Here is a 13888-nt window from a genome sequence, read left to right as displayed (position 1 = left end):
CCCTCGGGATGCCCGGCCGAAGCCCCACCACTACCCTCTATTGCCCAGGAGAGCACTGCGTGAGCACACTCCCCGTTCCGGCTGCTGGCAGCCGCCCGCAGGATGGCTCCGACTACACCGCACGGCACCTCATGGTGCTCGAAGGACTGGAGGCCGTACGCAAACGCCCCGGCATGTACATCGGATCCAGCGACAGCCGCGGCCTGATGCACTGCCTGTGGGAGATCATCGACAACGCAGTCGACGAAGCCCTGGCCGGGGCCTGCGACCACATCGAGGTCGTCCTTCACGACGACGGTTCCGTGGAAGTCGCCGACAACGGCCGCGGCATCCCCGTGGACACCGAACCCCGCACCGGCCTGTCCGGAGTCGAGATCGCCTACACCAAACTCCACGCCGGCGGAAAATTCGGCGGCGGCTCGTACGCGGCCTCCGGTGGTCTGCACGGCGTCGGCGCCTCCGTGGTCAACGCGCTGTCCGCCCGGCTGGACATCGAAGTCGACCGCCACGGCCGCACCCACGCCATCAGCTTCCGCCGCGGCACATCCGGCACCTACACCGGCCCCGGACCCGACGCCCCCTTCACCCCCGCCCAGGGCCTGCGCCAGACCATCGAAGTCCCCAAGCCCCGCACCGGCACGCGCGTACGCTACTGGGCTGACCGACAGATCTTCCTCCAGGACGCGGAGCTCTCCCTGGAGCCGCCACCGGATCCACGAACAAGCGGTGACCGTCACTGTCTTCCAGCTCGGCAGAACCTCGTGCTGTGACCGCGTGGGTTCGCCGGGTTAGGGAATGGGCTCTGCCCTTGATCGCCCAAGCCGGGACGGGTGGTCGGGGCCGTCGTCCAGCCCACGAACACCCCGAACCGTTCGTGGCCGTGACCGCGCCGGAAAGGACCTCGCCGGGGTGACGTGATTTCAGGAACACCCACAGTTCCGGGTTCTCGGTGGCGGTCATTGCCGGCCGCTCGGCTGCATCGAACTCGACCGCTGCCGCGCCGAACTCCTCCGGGCCCGGCCCGGACGGGCAGGGGCCCATGGGGTTCACCTGCCGGATCCGGTTCGCTGACAGTGGCCGACAGGAAACGCGGCAACGGTTCGAGGTGACCATGCGCTTCGGCGGCAAGGGGGAACTGACGGCGGACAATCTCGCCGAAGCAGTTCCGTCCGGCCCGCAGAGCTGGTGCCGGCGCGTGGCTGTCAGCGGCCGAACCGGCTCGCGGCAGCGCTCGCGGCGCCGGTACGGGGTCGTCGACGCCGATCTCGTACCATGGCTCGCCGCGCCGGAGCCGGGGCAGGGTGTTCACCCGGACCGCGACGGTGATGCCCCGCACCACCGCGCCGAGTACCGGGAGGCGGCGGTCGACCAGGTGCTCGGTCGTGCCCGCCAGGGCGACGTGCAGCCTGCGCTTCCCTCACCGGGTCCGGCCCGTGACGCAGTCGTCCGGGAGCCGGCGCGGCGGTTCGGAGGGCTGAGCCCCTTTCGGTGTCCAGAATCCGCTGCCGACGCGCCCGGGGTAGGCCGAGGCGAGATGGTCGCGCAGTGCGGCGAGGGCGGGGTGTGGATTGCCGGTGCGCCAGATGAGTGAGTGCGGGTAGACCGGAGTCGGGTCGTGCAGGGGGATCCGCCGCAGGTCGTGCCCGGCAGGCCAGACGAGAGGGGTCCGTTCGCTGATGAAGGTCGCGAGTGTCGAGGACGCCGCGATCGTGTCGAGGAGGGGCTCGATACCGAAGTCGGGGCCGACTGTGTCGATGGTGAGCCCGAATGCGGCGGCGAGTTCGTCGTAGTAGGCGGCCCATTCGGTTCCGGGGACGTTACCGGGCATCCAGATCCGGCGTCCGGCGAGCTGCGCGGGAGTGACCGCGTCGGCGGCGGCGAACTCGTGGGCCGGCCCGGTGAACAGGTGCAGGGGCTCGTCGAAGACCGGAATGGCCTCGATACCGTCGGGGAGTTGCCGACCCGGGCCGGTCACGGCGCGGAAGGTCGCGTCGATCGTCCCGGACCGGACGGCGGCGATGGCCGCATTGGCGTCGAACAGAGTCACCACATCGAGATCGGTCTCGGGATACACCCGGTGGAAGTCGCGCAGCAGACCCGCCACTGAGACCCGTCGGCCGATCACATCGACGCGCAACGCCCGGCGCCCCGGCCGCACGGAAGCCGCTGCCCGCTCCTCGGCTTGGACAAGAGCCCGAGCGTAAGGCAGGAATGCCTGGCCGTCGATGGTGAGCAAGGATCCGCGCGGGGCGCGGGTGAAGAGCTTCACCCCGAGTTCCTTCTCCAGCACGGCGATGCGCTTGGAGACGGCCTGCTGGGTGATCGACAAGGTGGTCGCGGCTTCCTGGAACTGGCCCGCGTCCGCAGCTGCGATGAAGGTACGCACGGCATTGAGATCCACAGCGAGCATCCTAGTCACACAGCCATGGGTTGTGGCCGGGAGATGAAGTAGTTGTTTGATCCCAGTACGCCCTGCTCGCTTTGATGTCTGTGGTCAACGTGTGGTTTTGCAGGTGACATCGGGCGGCCGTTTCTCAGCCCGGCGGCCACCGGCACCACACCGCGACAGACGGGGCGTCCACACCATCCGACGTGGTCGGTGTGGCGGCCCCGGCAAGGCCCCCGACCGGCTCTGGCCGAGGTGGGGTTTCCCACTCACCCCGGAGGTGACAAAGCTGTGCCGGATTCCTTCGTTCACCTGCACAATCACACCGAGTACTCGATGCTGGACGGCGCACAGAAGCTGAAGCCGATGTTCGGCGAGGTGGCCCGGCAGGGGATGCCCGCGATCGCCATGAGCGATCACGGCAACATGTTCGGGGCCTACGAGTTCACGCAGGCCGCGAAGGAATTCGAGGGCATCAAGCCGATCATCGGTATCGAGGCGTATGTAGCGCCTTCCTCTCGTTTTGCCCGGAAGCAGGAGTTCTGGGGGCCGGGGGGCCGTCGCGCGGTGAGTGATGACGGTGAAGGCTCGAAGGACGTCTCCGGTGGCGGCCGCTTCACCCATATGACCATGTGGGCACGGAATGTTCAGGGCCTGCGGAACCTGTTCCGGCTCAGCACGCAGGCCAGCTATGAGGGCCAGTTCCCTTCCGGCAAGCCGCGTATGGACCGCGAGCTCATCGCCGAGCGACCACAAGGCATCATCGCCACGACCGGCTGCCCCTCCGGTGAGATCCAGACCCGCCTGCGCTTGAACCAGTACGACGAGGCGAAGGCCGCCGCCGCGGCCTACCAGGAGATCTTCGGGCGTGAGAACTACTTCCTGGAGCTGATGGACCACGGTCTGGACATCGAGCGTGAGGTCCGCGGCGACCTGCTGCGTCTGGCCGAGGAGCTCAGCATCCCGCTCCTCGCCACCAACGACGCGCACTACGTCACCGAGGACCAGGCCGACGCCCATGACAGCCTCCTGTGCATCGGAGTGGGCAAGAACAAGGACGACCCGGGCCGCTTCCGCTTCAACGGCTCCGGCTACTACCTCAAGACAGCCGCCGAGATGCGCGGCCTCTTCTCGGAGCTTCCGGTGGCCTGCGACAACACGCTGCTGATCGCCGAGCGCGTCGAGGCCTACGACGAGGTCTTCGACCACGTCGACGAGATGCCGCAGTTCCCGGACGTGCCCGAGAGCGAAACCCAGGAGTCATGGCTGCGCCGAGAAGTCCTCAAGGGCCTGGCGATGCGGTACGGGGATCCGGTCCCCCGGCACGTCATGGACCGCTTCGAGACCGAGATGACGGTCATCGGCCCCATGGGATTCAGCTCCTACTTCCTCGTCGTGGCGGACATCTGCCGCCACGCCCGGGACAACAGGATCCCCCTCGGTCCCGGCCGGGGCTCGGCCACCGGCTCCATCGTGGCCTACGCCATCCGCATCACCGAGCTCTGCCCCTTGGAGCACGGCCTTCTCTTCGAACGGTTCCTGAACCCCGAACGCATCAACCCGCCGGACATCGACCTCGACTTCGACGACCGGCAGCGCGACCGGATGGTGCGCTACGTGACCGAGAAGTACGGCGACGCCTACACCGCCATGGTGAACACGTTCGGCAGGATCAAGGCCAAGAACGCGATCAAGGACTCCTCGCGCATTCTGGGCTACCCCTTCTCCCACGGCGAGCGGATCACCAAGGCGCTCCCGCCGGACCAGAACGGCACATCCGCCCCGCTGGCGGCCGTCTTCGACTCCTCCCACGAGCGGTACGGCGAGGCCGGTGAGATCCGGCAGATGTACGACAACGAACCGGACGTGAGGCGGGTCATCCACACCGCCCGCGGGGTGGAGGGCCTCACCCGCGGCACCGGCGTGCATGCCGCTGCGGTGGTCCTGTCCAAGACGAAGCTCACCGACCGCATCCCGCTGCACATGCGTGCCTCGGACGGCGTGAAGATCACCGGGTTCGACTACCCGTCGTGCGAGGCCATGGGTTTGGTCAAGATGGACTTCCTCGGGCTGCGGAACCTGGGGGTCATCGATCAGGCCATCGAGAACATCCGCGAGAACCGGGGCATCAACCTGGCCACCGTGGACCCCATGGACGGCGACCCCTCCACCGTCGTGATCCCCCTGGACGACGCCAGGACCTACCGGCTGCTGGCCGAGGGCAACACCTTCGGCGTCTTCCAGCTCGACGGCGGCGGTATGCGGGTCCTGCTGAAGCAGATGGAACCCACACGGTTCGAGGACATCGCCGCCGTCAACGCCCTCTACCGGCCCGGCCCCATGGCAGCGAACGCGCACACCAACTACGCACACCGCAAGACCGGCCGCCAGGAGATCGCCCCGATCCACCCCGAGCTGCGCGACGCTCTGGAGCCGATCCTCGGCAACACCTTCCATCTGCTCGTCTACCAGGAGCAGATCATGGCCATCGCCCGGGAGCTGGCCGGATACACGCTCGGCGGCGCCGACCTGCTGCGCCGGGCGATGGGCAAGAAGAAACCGGAGGTACTGGCCGCCGAGTGGGACACGTTCCACACCGGCATGCGGAGCAACGGCTACGGCGAGGAAGCCGTCAAGGCCCTGTGGGACGTCATGCTCCCCTTCTCCGGCTACGCGTTCAACAAGTCCCACACCGCCGGCTACGGACTCGTCTCCTACTGGACCGCCTACCTCAAGGCGAACTACCCGGCCGAGTACATGGCCGCCCTGCTCACCTCCGTCGGCGACGACAAGGACAAGGCGGCGATCTACCTCGCCGACGCCCGTAAGAACGGAGTACGAGTCCTCCAGCCCGACGTGAACGAGTCCATCGCGGAGTTCACCGCCGTCGGCGACGACGTGCGGTTCGGGCTGCGCTCCGTACGCAACGTCGGGGACAACGTCATCGACGCCGTCATCAGCGCCCGCCACAGTCACGGAAGAATCACCTCCTTCGCCGACTTCCTGGACAAGGCCGAGCTTCCCGCACTCAACAAGAGAGCCGTCGAATCCCTGATCAAAGCAGGCACCTTCGACTCCCTCGGGCACTCCCGCAAGGGACTGATCGCCATCCACGAGGACGCCATCGACGCGATCATCCCTGTGAAGAAAGCCGCCGGCTTCGGGCAGGACGACCTCTTCGCGGACTTCGGCAGGGAGGAACGCGACCGGCCGGTCTTCGGCCTGGACTTCCCCGTCGACGAGGCGGAGTGGCCACGCCGACAGCTCCTGGCGACCGAGCGGGAGATGCTGGGCCTGTACGTCTCGTCCCACCCGCTGGACGGCGCCGAGCACGTCCTCGCCGGCGCGCGGGACTGCTCCATCGCCGAACTGCTCGCTTCCGGCCGCACAGCCGGGGATGTGCAACTGGCCGGGCTGATCACCGGCATCCAGCGCAAGGTGACCAAGCAAGGCAACGCGTGGGCCATCGTGAACCTCGCGGACCGGGACTCCGGCATCGAGGTCCTGTTCTTCCCCGCCTCCTACCAGCTCGTGCAGGACGCGTTGACCGAGGACAACGTGATCTCCGTCAGAGGCAGGATCGAAGACCGCGACGGGACCGTGAACCTCTTCGGCAGGGAACTGCGCGTGCTGGACACAGCCTCGGAACACGGCGGAAAGCCTCCGGTGCGGCTCGCCCTTCCCTCCCACCGGATCACCGAACAGTCCATCCGCGACCTGAAGAGAATCCTCACGGACCACCCGGGCGACAACCCGGTCCACCTCATCGTCCGCAGCCCACGGAAAACCACCGTCTACGCCCTGCAAGCCAAGGTTGACGCCGCCGCCATCGCCTCCGATGTGAAGGGGACGTTCGGGGCTGAAGCGTGGGTGGGCCTCACATGATCCCGAGGCTCCGGGAAAAGGCGGCCGACAGGCCTTCTTCCCGGCCGCATTCGCCGCACCGCTTTCGCCCTGACCGAGGTGACGGCCGAGGCCGAAGCGCGCATCGCCGCGCTCGTGAAGCAGGCGGTGAGCTGAGGCGCCCGCCCGGTAGACGGCCGGTCAGCGGGACGGGATCGGGCCCGCTGACGCCCGTCCCGTGCTGCCCGGGGGCTCCGTCAGCCGGCTGGCGTGTTGAGCACGTAAGTGCGGGAGTCGTTGACCGCGCTGCGCAGTTCGGGGAGGTTCACGTCGAGGACCTGGCGGTTCCACTTGCGGGGCCGTCCGCCCACGAGGACGGCGGTGATGTTACGGGCGTCGGAGCCCAGCACCAGGGTGCCGATGGGGTCGTTCAGGGGCATGTTGTTGAGGTCCTCGGCCTGGACGACCAGCAGATCGGCCTTCTTGCCGGGGGTAAGGGAGCCGGTGACGTCACCGAGGCCGTTGGTCCGCGCGCCCTGGAGGGTGGCGAAGTCCAGGACGTCGTGCGTGGTGATACGGGAGAGGTCGCCGCCCGTACCGTAGGCGGCGTTGACCGCGCGCATCCGCTGGATCGCGAGCAGAGTGCGCATCTGCGTGAACATGTCGCTGGCGAGGGCGACTTCGACGTCGATGCTCAGGCCGGGGCGGATGCCGACGGCGAGCGCCTCGTCCACTGCGGGGATCGCCGTTTCGAGGCCGATCTGTGCATCGGACGTGGGCGCCAGGGCGACCGTGGTGCCGGACTCCCCCATCGCCCTCCATGCCTCGGAGGTCAGACCGGTGGCGTGGATCAGGGTGACATCAGGGCCCAGAATGCCGTGCTGGGCCCAGGACAGAACGGCCTCCGACGAGGGGGTGCCGAAAACCGCGTCGACGCTGAGGCCGATGCCCAAGTCGGCTGCGGTGCGGGCGAGTTCGGGACCGTAGGCAAGGGCAGGGCCGGCGATCTCGTCCGTGGCCAGCGTCGCCATGCGGAGCGTGAGCAGCTGGTCGTCACTGCTGAAGTACTGCTCCTTGAGGCGGGTCAGGTCCGTCGGCCACTGGCGGTCCCACTCCCCGAAGTGCGGTCCCATCGAGGCGTGGACGCCTCGGATGCCGGTGTCCCGGAGTGCTTCGATCGCGGCGTCGGAGTGCTCGCGGGTACGGGAGTTGTGGGAGAAGTCGAGCATGGTGGTGATGCCGCTGTCGATCGCGGTCAGCGCCGCCAGTTTGGTGCCGATGTACATGTCCTCCGGGCGGTAGACGGTGGCGTAGCCCGCCAGGGTGGACATCACATACCCGCCGAGGTCGTCGATGTCGGGCATGATCCGGCGCAGCTGGGCTTCCCAGGCGTGCCGGTGGGTGTCGACGAGGCCGGGGGCCAGGATGGTGCCGGAGGCGTCGACGACCACCGCGCCGTCCGCGGTCAGGTTCGGCCCGATCGCGGCGATGACATCGCCCTCGACGAGCAGGTCGCTGTTGTGCAGAATGCCCAGTTCCGGGTCCATCGTGACGATGGTGGCACCGGTGAACAGGATGCGCTGCCGCGGATCGGCGGACCGGCGTCGCAGCTGCTCAAGTACTCCGGGGCTGGTGGTGTCGTTCGTGTTCATGACGGGCCTCTCTCGGGTGGCGCTGAGTCTGGGCCGAATGGCTTCCGGTCCCAGACTCGATCCGCGCCCGCGCGGCAACCAGGCCGCCGTTTCCCCGGGTGTGGCGCACCCAGGACAGCCCGCCGTGACCGAGGCTCCGCCTTCAAAAGCGTGGTGAGGGACGGCCCGCCCACGTCCTGGGCGACAAGGGCTACAGCTCCAGGGCCGTCCGGACCCGGCTCGGACGGCAGGGCATCGCCCACAAGTCCCGAACGGGCAGGGCAGACGCGCAGCCGGCTCAGTGGCGGCAGCCTCGGCGGGCGTACGCCCGTCTTCGACCGGCAGCTCGACAAACACCGCAACGTCCTGGAACACGCTTCAACCGCCTCAGACAGTGGCGCGGCATCGCGACCTCGTACGACAAGATCGCCCAGTCCTACCGGCAGCCGTCGGCCTCGCTTCACCGCTGATGCGGGCGTGACATGTGAAGACGCGGCCTCGCGCCCACGAGACCGACTGGCCTGCTCCGGCCTGCCCGTTCGGAGCGTTGCGCCCGACGCCGCCGCGGGCTGACCACCGGCTCGGGAGCTGACGGCCTGCGGGCGCCCGTGCCCCGGGGGTGAGCGGGTACTCGGGGCCTCGGTGCCGCGCGTCCGTGCACTGGCCGAGCCGCGGCCAGGAGGGACCGTTGCAGGAGGTGTCGCCGCGCGCAACGGAGCGCAAGAGGGGGTGCCGGACACCTGGGCACACGGCGGCCTGGTTCCGTTGCCCGGCCGCGGCCAGGCTGGCCGTAGGGCAGCCGCAAGGAGCTGTCGACCCCGCCTCGGCACCTGCGTCAGCGTGCTCGGCGCGTTCCACAGGCCGATGGATCCACCAAAGGAGCAGACGATGAGCGTGACCGACACAGGCACCGTGAGCTGGAACAGCAAGGCGTTCGACGAGATCGTCTCGAACGACGCGGAACGTCCCGTCCTGTTCACCAACGCCAGAGTCCTGACGATGGACCCGCTGATCGGGACCCTGCCCGGTGCCGACGTCCTGCTCGTGGGCGCCCTGATCGTAGGCGTCGGTCCCGGCATCGTCACCGCGGCACAGGACGACAACGCCATCGTCGTCGACTGTACGGGAATGACCGTCGTGCCGGCCGTCGTGGACACCGTCGCCCTGATCGGCGGACGCGGCCGTCGCTCGGAGTACGTCGCCACGCTGACTCCGGGGAACGCCGGCGACCTGCTCGTCGTACCCGACGCGCTCGCCCCCGATGTGGCGAGCGCACAGATCACACTCCTGTCCCGCCCGGAGCAGGTCCGCGCCCTGGTCGCGGCGGGCAGGCCCGTCCTCTGGGCCGGCACCGACGCCCCCGGCCGTCCCAGCGCGCCCGAGGCGGGAATCCCGGCGGCTCAGGACATGACCGGCAGCCCGCGGGTCGGCGTCTGGATCGACAAGAACGACTTCCTGCACCAGGAGCTCACCGCCGACGGCCGATACGACGAAACCCGCGGCGGCCGCCCGCACGCCTACCAGGGGCGCTACTGGATCGACGGGACCCGGATCGACTACCTGGACGACCTCGGCTTCTGGGCCTTCGGAGAGTTCCAGGGCGAGGAACTGCACCACGCGGGCTACACCATGCGGCTGGGCTGACCCTCCGCCGTACCGGCGTCGGCCGAACGCGTGAGCTCCAGCGCCACCCGCAACCACGCGGAGGCGCTGGAGCTCACGCCTGTCCGCTTCCCAAGACTGATGGGCCTGGTCGACCGGCGCATCCTGCGTACCGCAGCCCGCACGGACCTCGTCATAAGGGAGGATCCACGGTGCCGGGCCGCCTTGTAGGTTCGCCGCATGACACGAACCACGCCACCGCGCCCGGTCGATGTGGCTGCCCTGTTCCCCGGACTGGCTTCCTATCGTGGTACGACGACTCGGCTGCACCCACGCGCCGGAACTCCCACCGCGGGCGACAGCTCCGTCGGCGGGCCTCTCCTGTGGCCTGCCGACGAGCCCTGGCCGGTGTGCCGGCAGCCCCATGAACGAGGCCGGGGACGTCGTACCGCCGATGTCCGCGCGGAACGGCTGTTGCTGACACAGGCATGGTCCCGGGGCCGCCCCACCCGGGAAGACCAGGCCAAGCTTGATCTACTGCAGCAGGAGTACCAGGAGCAGGGCCGGTCCGACACCGACCCCATCCCCATGTTCGCCGTCGCCCAGCTCTACCGCCGGGACGTCCCCGACCTGCCCGGCGGGCCCGACGGACGCGACCTTCTCCAGGTCTTCTGGTGCCCGTTCGACCTGCACGGTCCCACCGGCTACGACATGTCTGTGCACCTGACCTGGCGCCACTCCCACGAGGTGCGCGACGTACTGACGAACCAGCCGGAGCCTGATCTAGTCGGCTCCGACGGGTACGTGCCCGACCCCTGCGTGCTGTACCCGGAGCAGGTCACCGAGTATCCCAGCGTCTTGGGGCTCCCCGAAGATCTCGACCAGCAGATCATGCAGTGGGACGAGGCCCAGGAGATCGCCGGGTATGAGGCGGCCCGCGCATCCGGCGGGGACGGGGGCAGCCCCTTGAGCTATGAGTCCGATCTGTCGATCCCCCCGGGGTGGAAGGCCGGCGGGTACGCCGCCGTGGAGCACCCTGAGGATTCGCAGTGCCACATCTGCGGTCGCGGGAGGGAACTGCTGCTGAGGATGGACAGCTACGAATGGCTTCGCAACGACGGACTCAGCTGGCGCCCGATCGAGGAAGCCGAGGCAGACCCGGAACTCATGACCCCCAACACCGACGGGCTGCCCGAGATCGTTGTAGGCAACTGGGGACGTCTCAGCATCCTCACATGCCCAGGCAACCCCGCCCACCCACACCACCTGATCCTCCAATGACCCACCCGGCCCCACGCCCAACGAAGGACGCCGCAGGGCGGACGCCGTAACCCTTGTCGGCAGAAGAGGTCACCGATCAGTCCCGCCCCGGGTTCGCCGCCGGGACGGCGGAGGTCTGCGCCGGGCGCGCGCTGTCGGCGGCGCGAAGCCGTGCTCATGGTTCCGGGTCCTTCGACGACATGAGGGTTCGGGGCAGCGCCAGATCCGCACGCACCGCCGCACCCGTACCGGCGTGCCGAAGCACGGGGCAGCTTTCAGGGCCTGGTCGTGCGGGCCCGGGTCGACCGCGGCCACCCCGCAGGCCGGACAGCCGGTCAGATGGGCGTCGGACCCGACGTCCGGCACCACCGGAGCGTGTTCACCACGTACGCCGGAATCGCGGTGGCCTGGAGGACGCGCATGCCCTCCACGCGAACGTCTCATCGGTCCGGGCACACCACGACACGCCAGGCCCACACGCAGAGTGACGCGCCCGAGGCCTCTGTTGATTCAGTCGTCGCTCGGTCGCCGCTGATCCTGGAAGGCCTCGTTCCGCCTCACCCTCGCGCCACGCCGTCGACCCGGACACCGCGAAACGGATCACCGGGTTCATCTGCGCGATGAAAAAAATCAGACGGCGATGTCGAGAACCCGTGGGCCGGCTCCGTCTCCGCAATGAACGCGACCACAATGGGTCGCACCAGCACCAAGGAGAAACACCATGGCCAAGTACTTGCTGCTCAAGCACTACAGCGGCGCTCCGGCTCCGGTCAACGACGTGTCCATGGACCAGTGGACTCCGCAGGAGATCTCGGCGCACGTGCAGTACATGAACGACTTCGCGGCCCGGCTGGAGGAGACCGGCGAGTTCGTCGACAGTCAGGCACTCGCCCCCGAGGGGACATTCGTCCGGTTCGACGGCGAGGGGCGCCCGCCGGTCACCGACGGCCCGTTCGCCGAGACCAAGGACCTCATCGCCGGCTGGATGGTGATCGACGTCGACAGCCACGAGCGCGCCGTCGAGCTGGCCGGGGACCTGTCGGCCGCCCCCGGGGCGGGCGGGCGGCCGATCCACGAGTGGCTCGAGGTGCGCCCGTTCCTGGCCGCGCCGCCCACCATCACGGAGTGACCTCCCAGGTGAACGAGGTCCTGCTCCGGAGCCTCACGCCGAGTGTGCTCGGGATCCTTGTCCGCCGCGGAGCCGACTTCGCGGCGGCCGAGGACGCCGTGCAGGACGCCCTGGTCAAGGCCGTCCGCGTCTGGCCGGCCGACCCGCCGCGGGACCCGAAAGGCTGGCTGGTCACCGTGGCCTGGCACCGGTTCCTCGACGCGACCCGGGCGGACACCGCCCGCCGCCGGCGTGAGGAGCTCGTTGACGAGGAGCCGGTGCCCGGGCCCGCGCCCGCGCCCGCGGTGGACGACACGCTCCAGCTCTACTTCCTGTGCGCCCACCCGTCGCTGACACCGTCGTCCGCGGTCGCGCTCACGCTGCGCGCCGTCGGCGGGCTGACGACCCGCCAGGTCGCGCAGGCCTACCTGGTGCCCGAGGCGACCATGGCGCAGCGCATCAGCCGGGCCAAGCGCACCGTCTCCGGCGTACGGTTCGACCAGCCCGGCGACGTCGCCACCGTGCTGCGTGTCCTCTACCTGGTCTTCAACGAGGGCTACTCCGGCGACGTCGACCTCGCCGCCGAGGCCATCCGGCTCACCCGGCAGCTCGCGGCCGCGATCGACCACCCCGAGGTGGCGGGGCTGCTCGCCCTCATGCTGCTCCACCACGCCCGGCGTGCCACCCGGACCGCGCCCGACGGCAGCCTCGTGCCACTCGCCGAGCAGGTCCGCGGCCGATGGGACACCGGGTTGATCGCCGAGGGCGTCGAGATCTTGCAGGCGGTGCTCGCCCGCGACCGGCTGGGCGAGTTCCAGGCCCAGGCCGCCATCGCGGCAGTCCACGCTGACGCGCCCACCGCCGAGGAGACCGACTGGGTGCAGATCGTCGAGTGGTACGACGAGCTCGCGCGCCTGACCGACAACCCGGTCGTCCGGCTCAACCGCGCGGTGGCCGTCGGTGAGGCCGACGGACCGCGCGCCGGGCTGGCGGCGCTCGCAGCGCTGGACGACTCCTCCCCGAGCTCTTCGAGCAGGGGATACCCCATGCCCCGCCGCACCGCGGTGGCGGCGTACCTCCACGAGCGCGACGGCGACCTGGCGACGGCGGCACGGCTGTACGCCGAGGCGGCCCAGAAGGCACCCAACCTCGCCGAACGCGACCACCTGACACGTCAGGCCGCCCGGCTCAACACCCGCGGGTTCCGCTGACGGATCGCCGGAGGAGATGTTCACGTCCAGTTCGTGAGGGAGCCCCCGGCCTGCGGTCGGACAGCCCCTCGACAAGGGGTCCGCCGCGCGGGCTTGGCATACTGGGTGGCTCCGGGCGCCTTCGGGACGTCGGCCGATCCGACCTGCTGACCGCATACGTCGACCGCTACCTGCGGCGCACCGACCTCGCCACGACCGGGCTGCGGCTCCGGCCGCCCTTCCAGGCAGCGCACCGAGGCTCCCGAACCTACCTGCCTGCACACCTACTACCTGAGCCTGATCCGCCGCCTCTGTGCCTGCGCCGTGAAGCACAGCGTCGACGGTGAACCGGGCGATCCGGGTCAGGGTCTGCGCGTAGACCTCCGGGTTTTGCCGCAGCCCCGTTTCCCGGCGTCCGGGGCGGCACAAGCCGGGCGACCCGGCCCCCGGTTCGAACTTCCGGAGTTCTCCCGGCTGGAGGGGCATTTTCCCCCGGGCCCGTCGAGGAGTTCCCGAAGGCAGCAGTCGACCACGCGGCCAAGGCCGCGAAGGTGCCGCACGGAAGCCCAGGCGAAAGGCGACCTGTCTTCCCATGCGGCCGGGGCCACCGTACGCAGGTCCGCGAGGCGCTCGGCCTCCGCCCAGCGCCCCGTGCCGACGAGTAGCGTTGACGGACCGGCCGTCGACGGAGGTCCGTACGGTCGAGCCAGGCGGGGACCGGCCGCGGGAGGCCGATGCCCTGTAGGTGTACGCCTCCGGCATTTGCGTCGAGGTCCTGAGTACAGCATCCGAACGACGTCCACGGTGAGGCGGATCGTCAGTCCCGTGTCGCCGGAGAAGCGCTTCTGCTGCGAGGCGGAGTCTGCGT

At 69.4% G+C, this 13888-nt stretch carries 7 protein-coding genes and 1 pseudogene; 6 read left to right on the top strand and 2 right to left on the bottom strand.

Annotated elements, in window-relative coordinates; genetic code table 11:
- Positions 1 to 8: 8 nt before the first annotated feature.
- A pseudogene (locus ACFYT4_RS25020) lies at positions 9 to 701 on the top strand (ATP-binding protein); the annotation flags it as partial.
- Positions 702 to 1417: 716 nt separating this feature from the next.
- On the opposite strand, the gene ACFYT4_RS25015 reads toward ACFYT4_RS25020, so the two are convergent.
- Entirely contained in the window at positions 1418 to 2401 is a 984-nt protein-coding gene (locus ACFYT4_RS25015) for a LysR family transcriptional regulator (protein ID WP_389273128.1), read from the bottom strand.
- A 276-nt stretch (positions 2402 to 2677) separates the two neighbouring features.
- Here ACFYT4_RS25015 and dnaE point away from each other — a divergent pair, with 276 nt between their 5' ends.
- The gene (dnaE, locus tag ACFYT4_RS25010) at positions 2678 to 6271 is read left to right on the top strand and encodes a DNA polymerase III subunit alpha (RefSeq protein ID WP_389273125.1); all 3594 of its coding nucleotides are present in this window, start codon (positions 2678 to 2680) and stop codon (positions 6269 to 6271) included.
- 215 nt (positions 6272 to 6486) lie between these two features.
- Here the strand turns inward: dnaE and ACFYT4_RS25005 are convergent, their stop codons facing one another.
- Positions 6487 to 7881, bottom strand: a complete 1395-nt coding sequence (locus ACFYT4_RS25005; protein WP_389273122.1) for an amidohydrolase family protein — start codon at positions 7879 to 7881, stop codon at positions 6487 to 6489.
- 867 nt (positions 7882 to 8748) lie between these two features.
- Here ACFYT4_RS25005 and ACFYT4_RS25000 point away from each other — a divergent pair.
- The 4 genes from ACFYT4_RS25000 to ACFYT4_RS24985 all read left to right on the top strand — a co-directional run bounded on the left by ACFYT4_RS25000 (position 8749) and on the right by ACFYT4_RS24985 (position 13041).
- Positions 8749 to 9504, top strand: coding sequence for an Atu4866 domain-containing protein (locus tag ACFYT4_RS25000; RefSeq protein WP_389273119.1), 756 nt, complete (start codon positions 8749 to 8751; stop codon positions 9502 to 9504).
- Between the two features lie 432 nt (positions 9505 to 9936).
- On the top strand, positions 9937 to 10743 hold the full coding sequence (locus ACFYT4_RS24995; RefSeq protein WP_389273117.1) for a hypothetical protein: 807 nt from the start codon (positions 9937 to 9939) through the stop codon (positions 10741 to 10743).
- 700 nt (positions 10744 to 11443) lie between these two features.
- Positions 11444 to 11851, top strand: coding sequence for a YciI family protein (locus tag ACFYT4_RS24990; protein ID WP_389273115.1), 408 nt, complete (start codon positions 11444 to 11446; stop codon positions 11849 to 11851).
- 8 nt (positions 11852 to 11859) lie between these two features.
- Entirely contained in the window at positions 11860 to 13041 is a 1182-nt protein-coding gene (locus ACFYT4_RS24985; protein ID WP_389273191.1) for an RNA polymerase sigma factor, read from the top strand.
- Positions 13042 to 13888 lie beyond the last annotated feature (847 nt).

Origin of the sequence: Streptomyces sp. NPDC004609 (assembly GCF_042873655.1) — a bacterium.
Classification (GTDB): domain Bacteria; phylum Actinomycetota; class Actinomycetes; order Streptomycetales; family Streptomycetaceae; genus Streptomyces.
This window is presented reverse-complemented; position numbering and strand designations above follow the sequence as displayed.

What these genes read in the sequence shown, in the direction of transcription:
- ACFYT4_RS25005 (WP_389273122.1), bottom strand. Translation starts at nt 7,881, where the DNA reads ATGAACACGAACGACACCACCAGCCCCGGAGTACTTGAGCAGCTGCGA.
- ACFYT4_RS25000 (WP_389273119.1), top strand. Translation starts at nt 8,749, where the DNA reads ATGAGCGTGACCGACACAGGCACCGTGAGCTGGAACAGCAAGGCGTTC.
- ACFYT4_RS24990 (WP_389273115.1), top strand. Translation starts at nt 11,444, where the DNA reads ATGGCCAAGTACTTGCTGCTCAAGCACTACAGCGGCGCTCCGGCTCCG.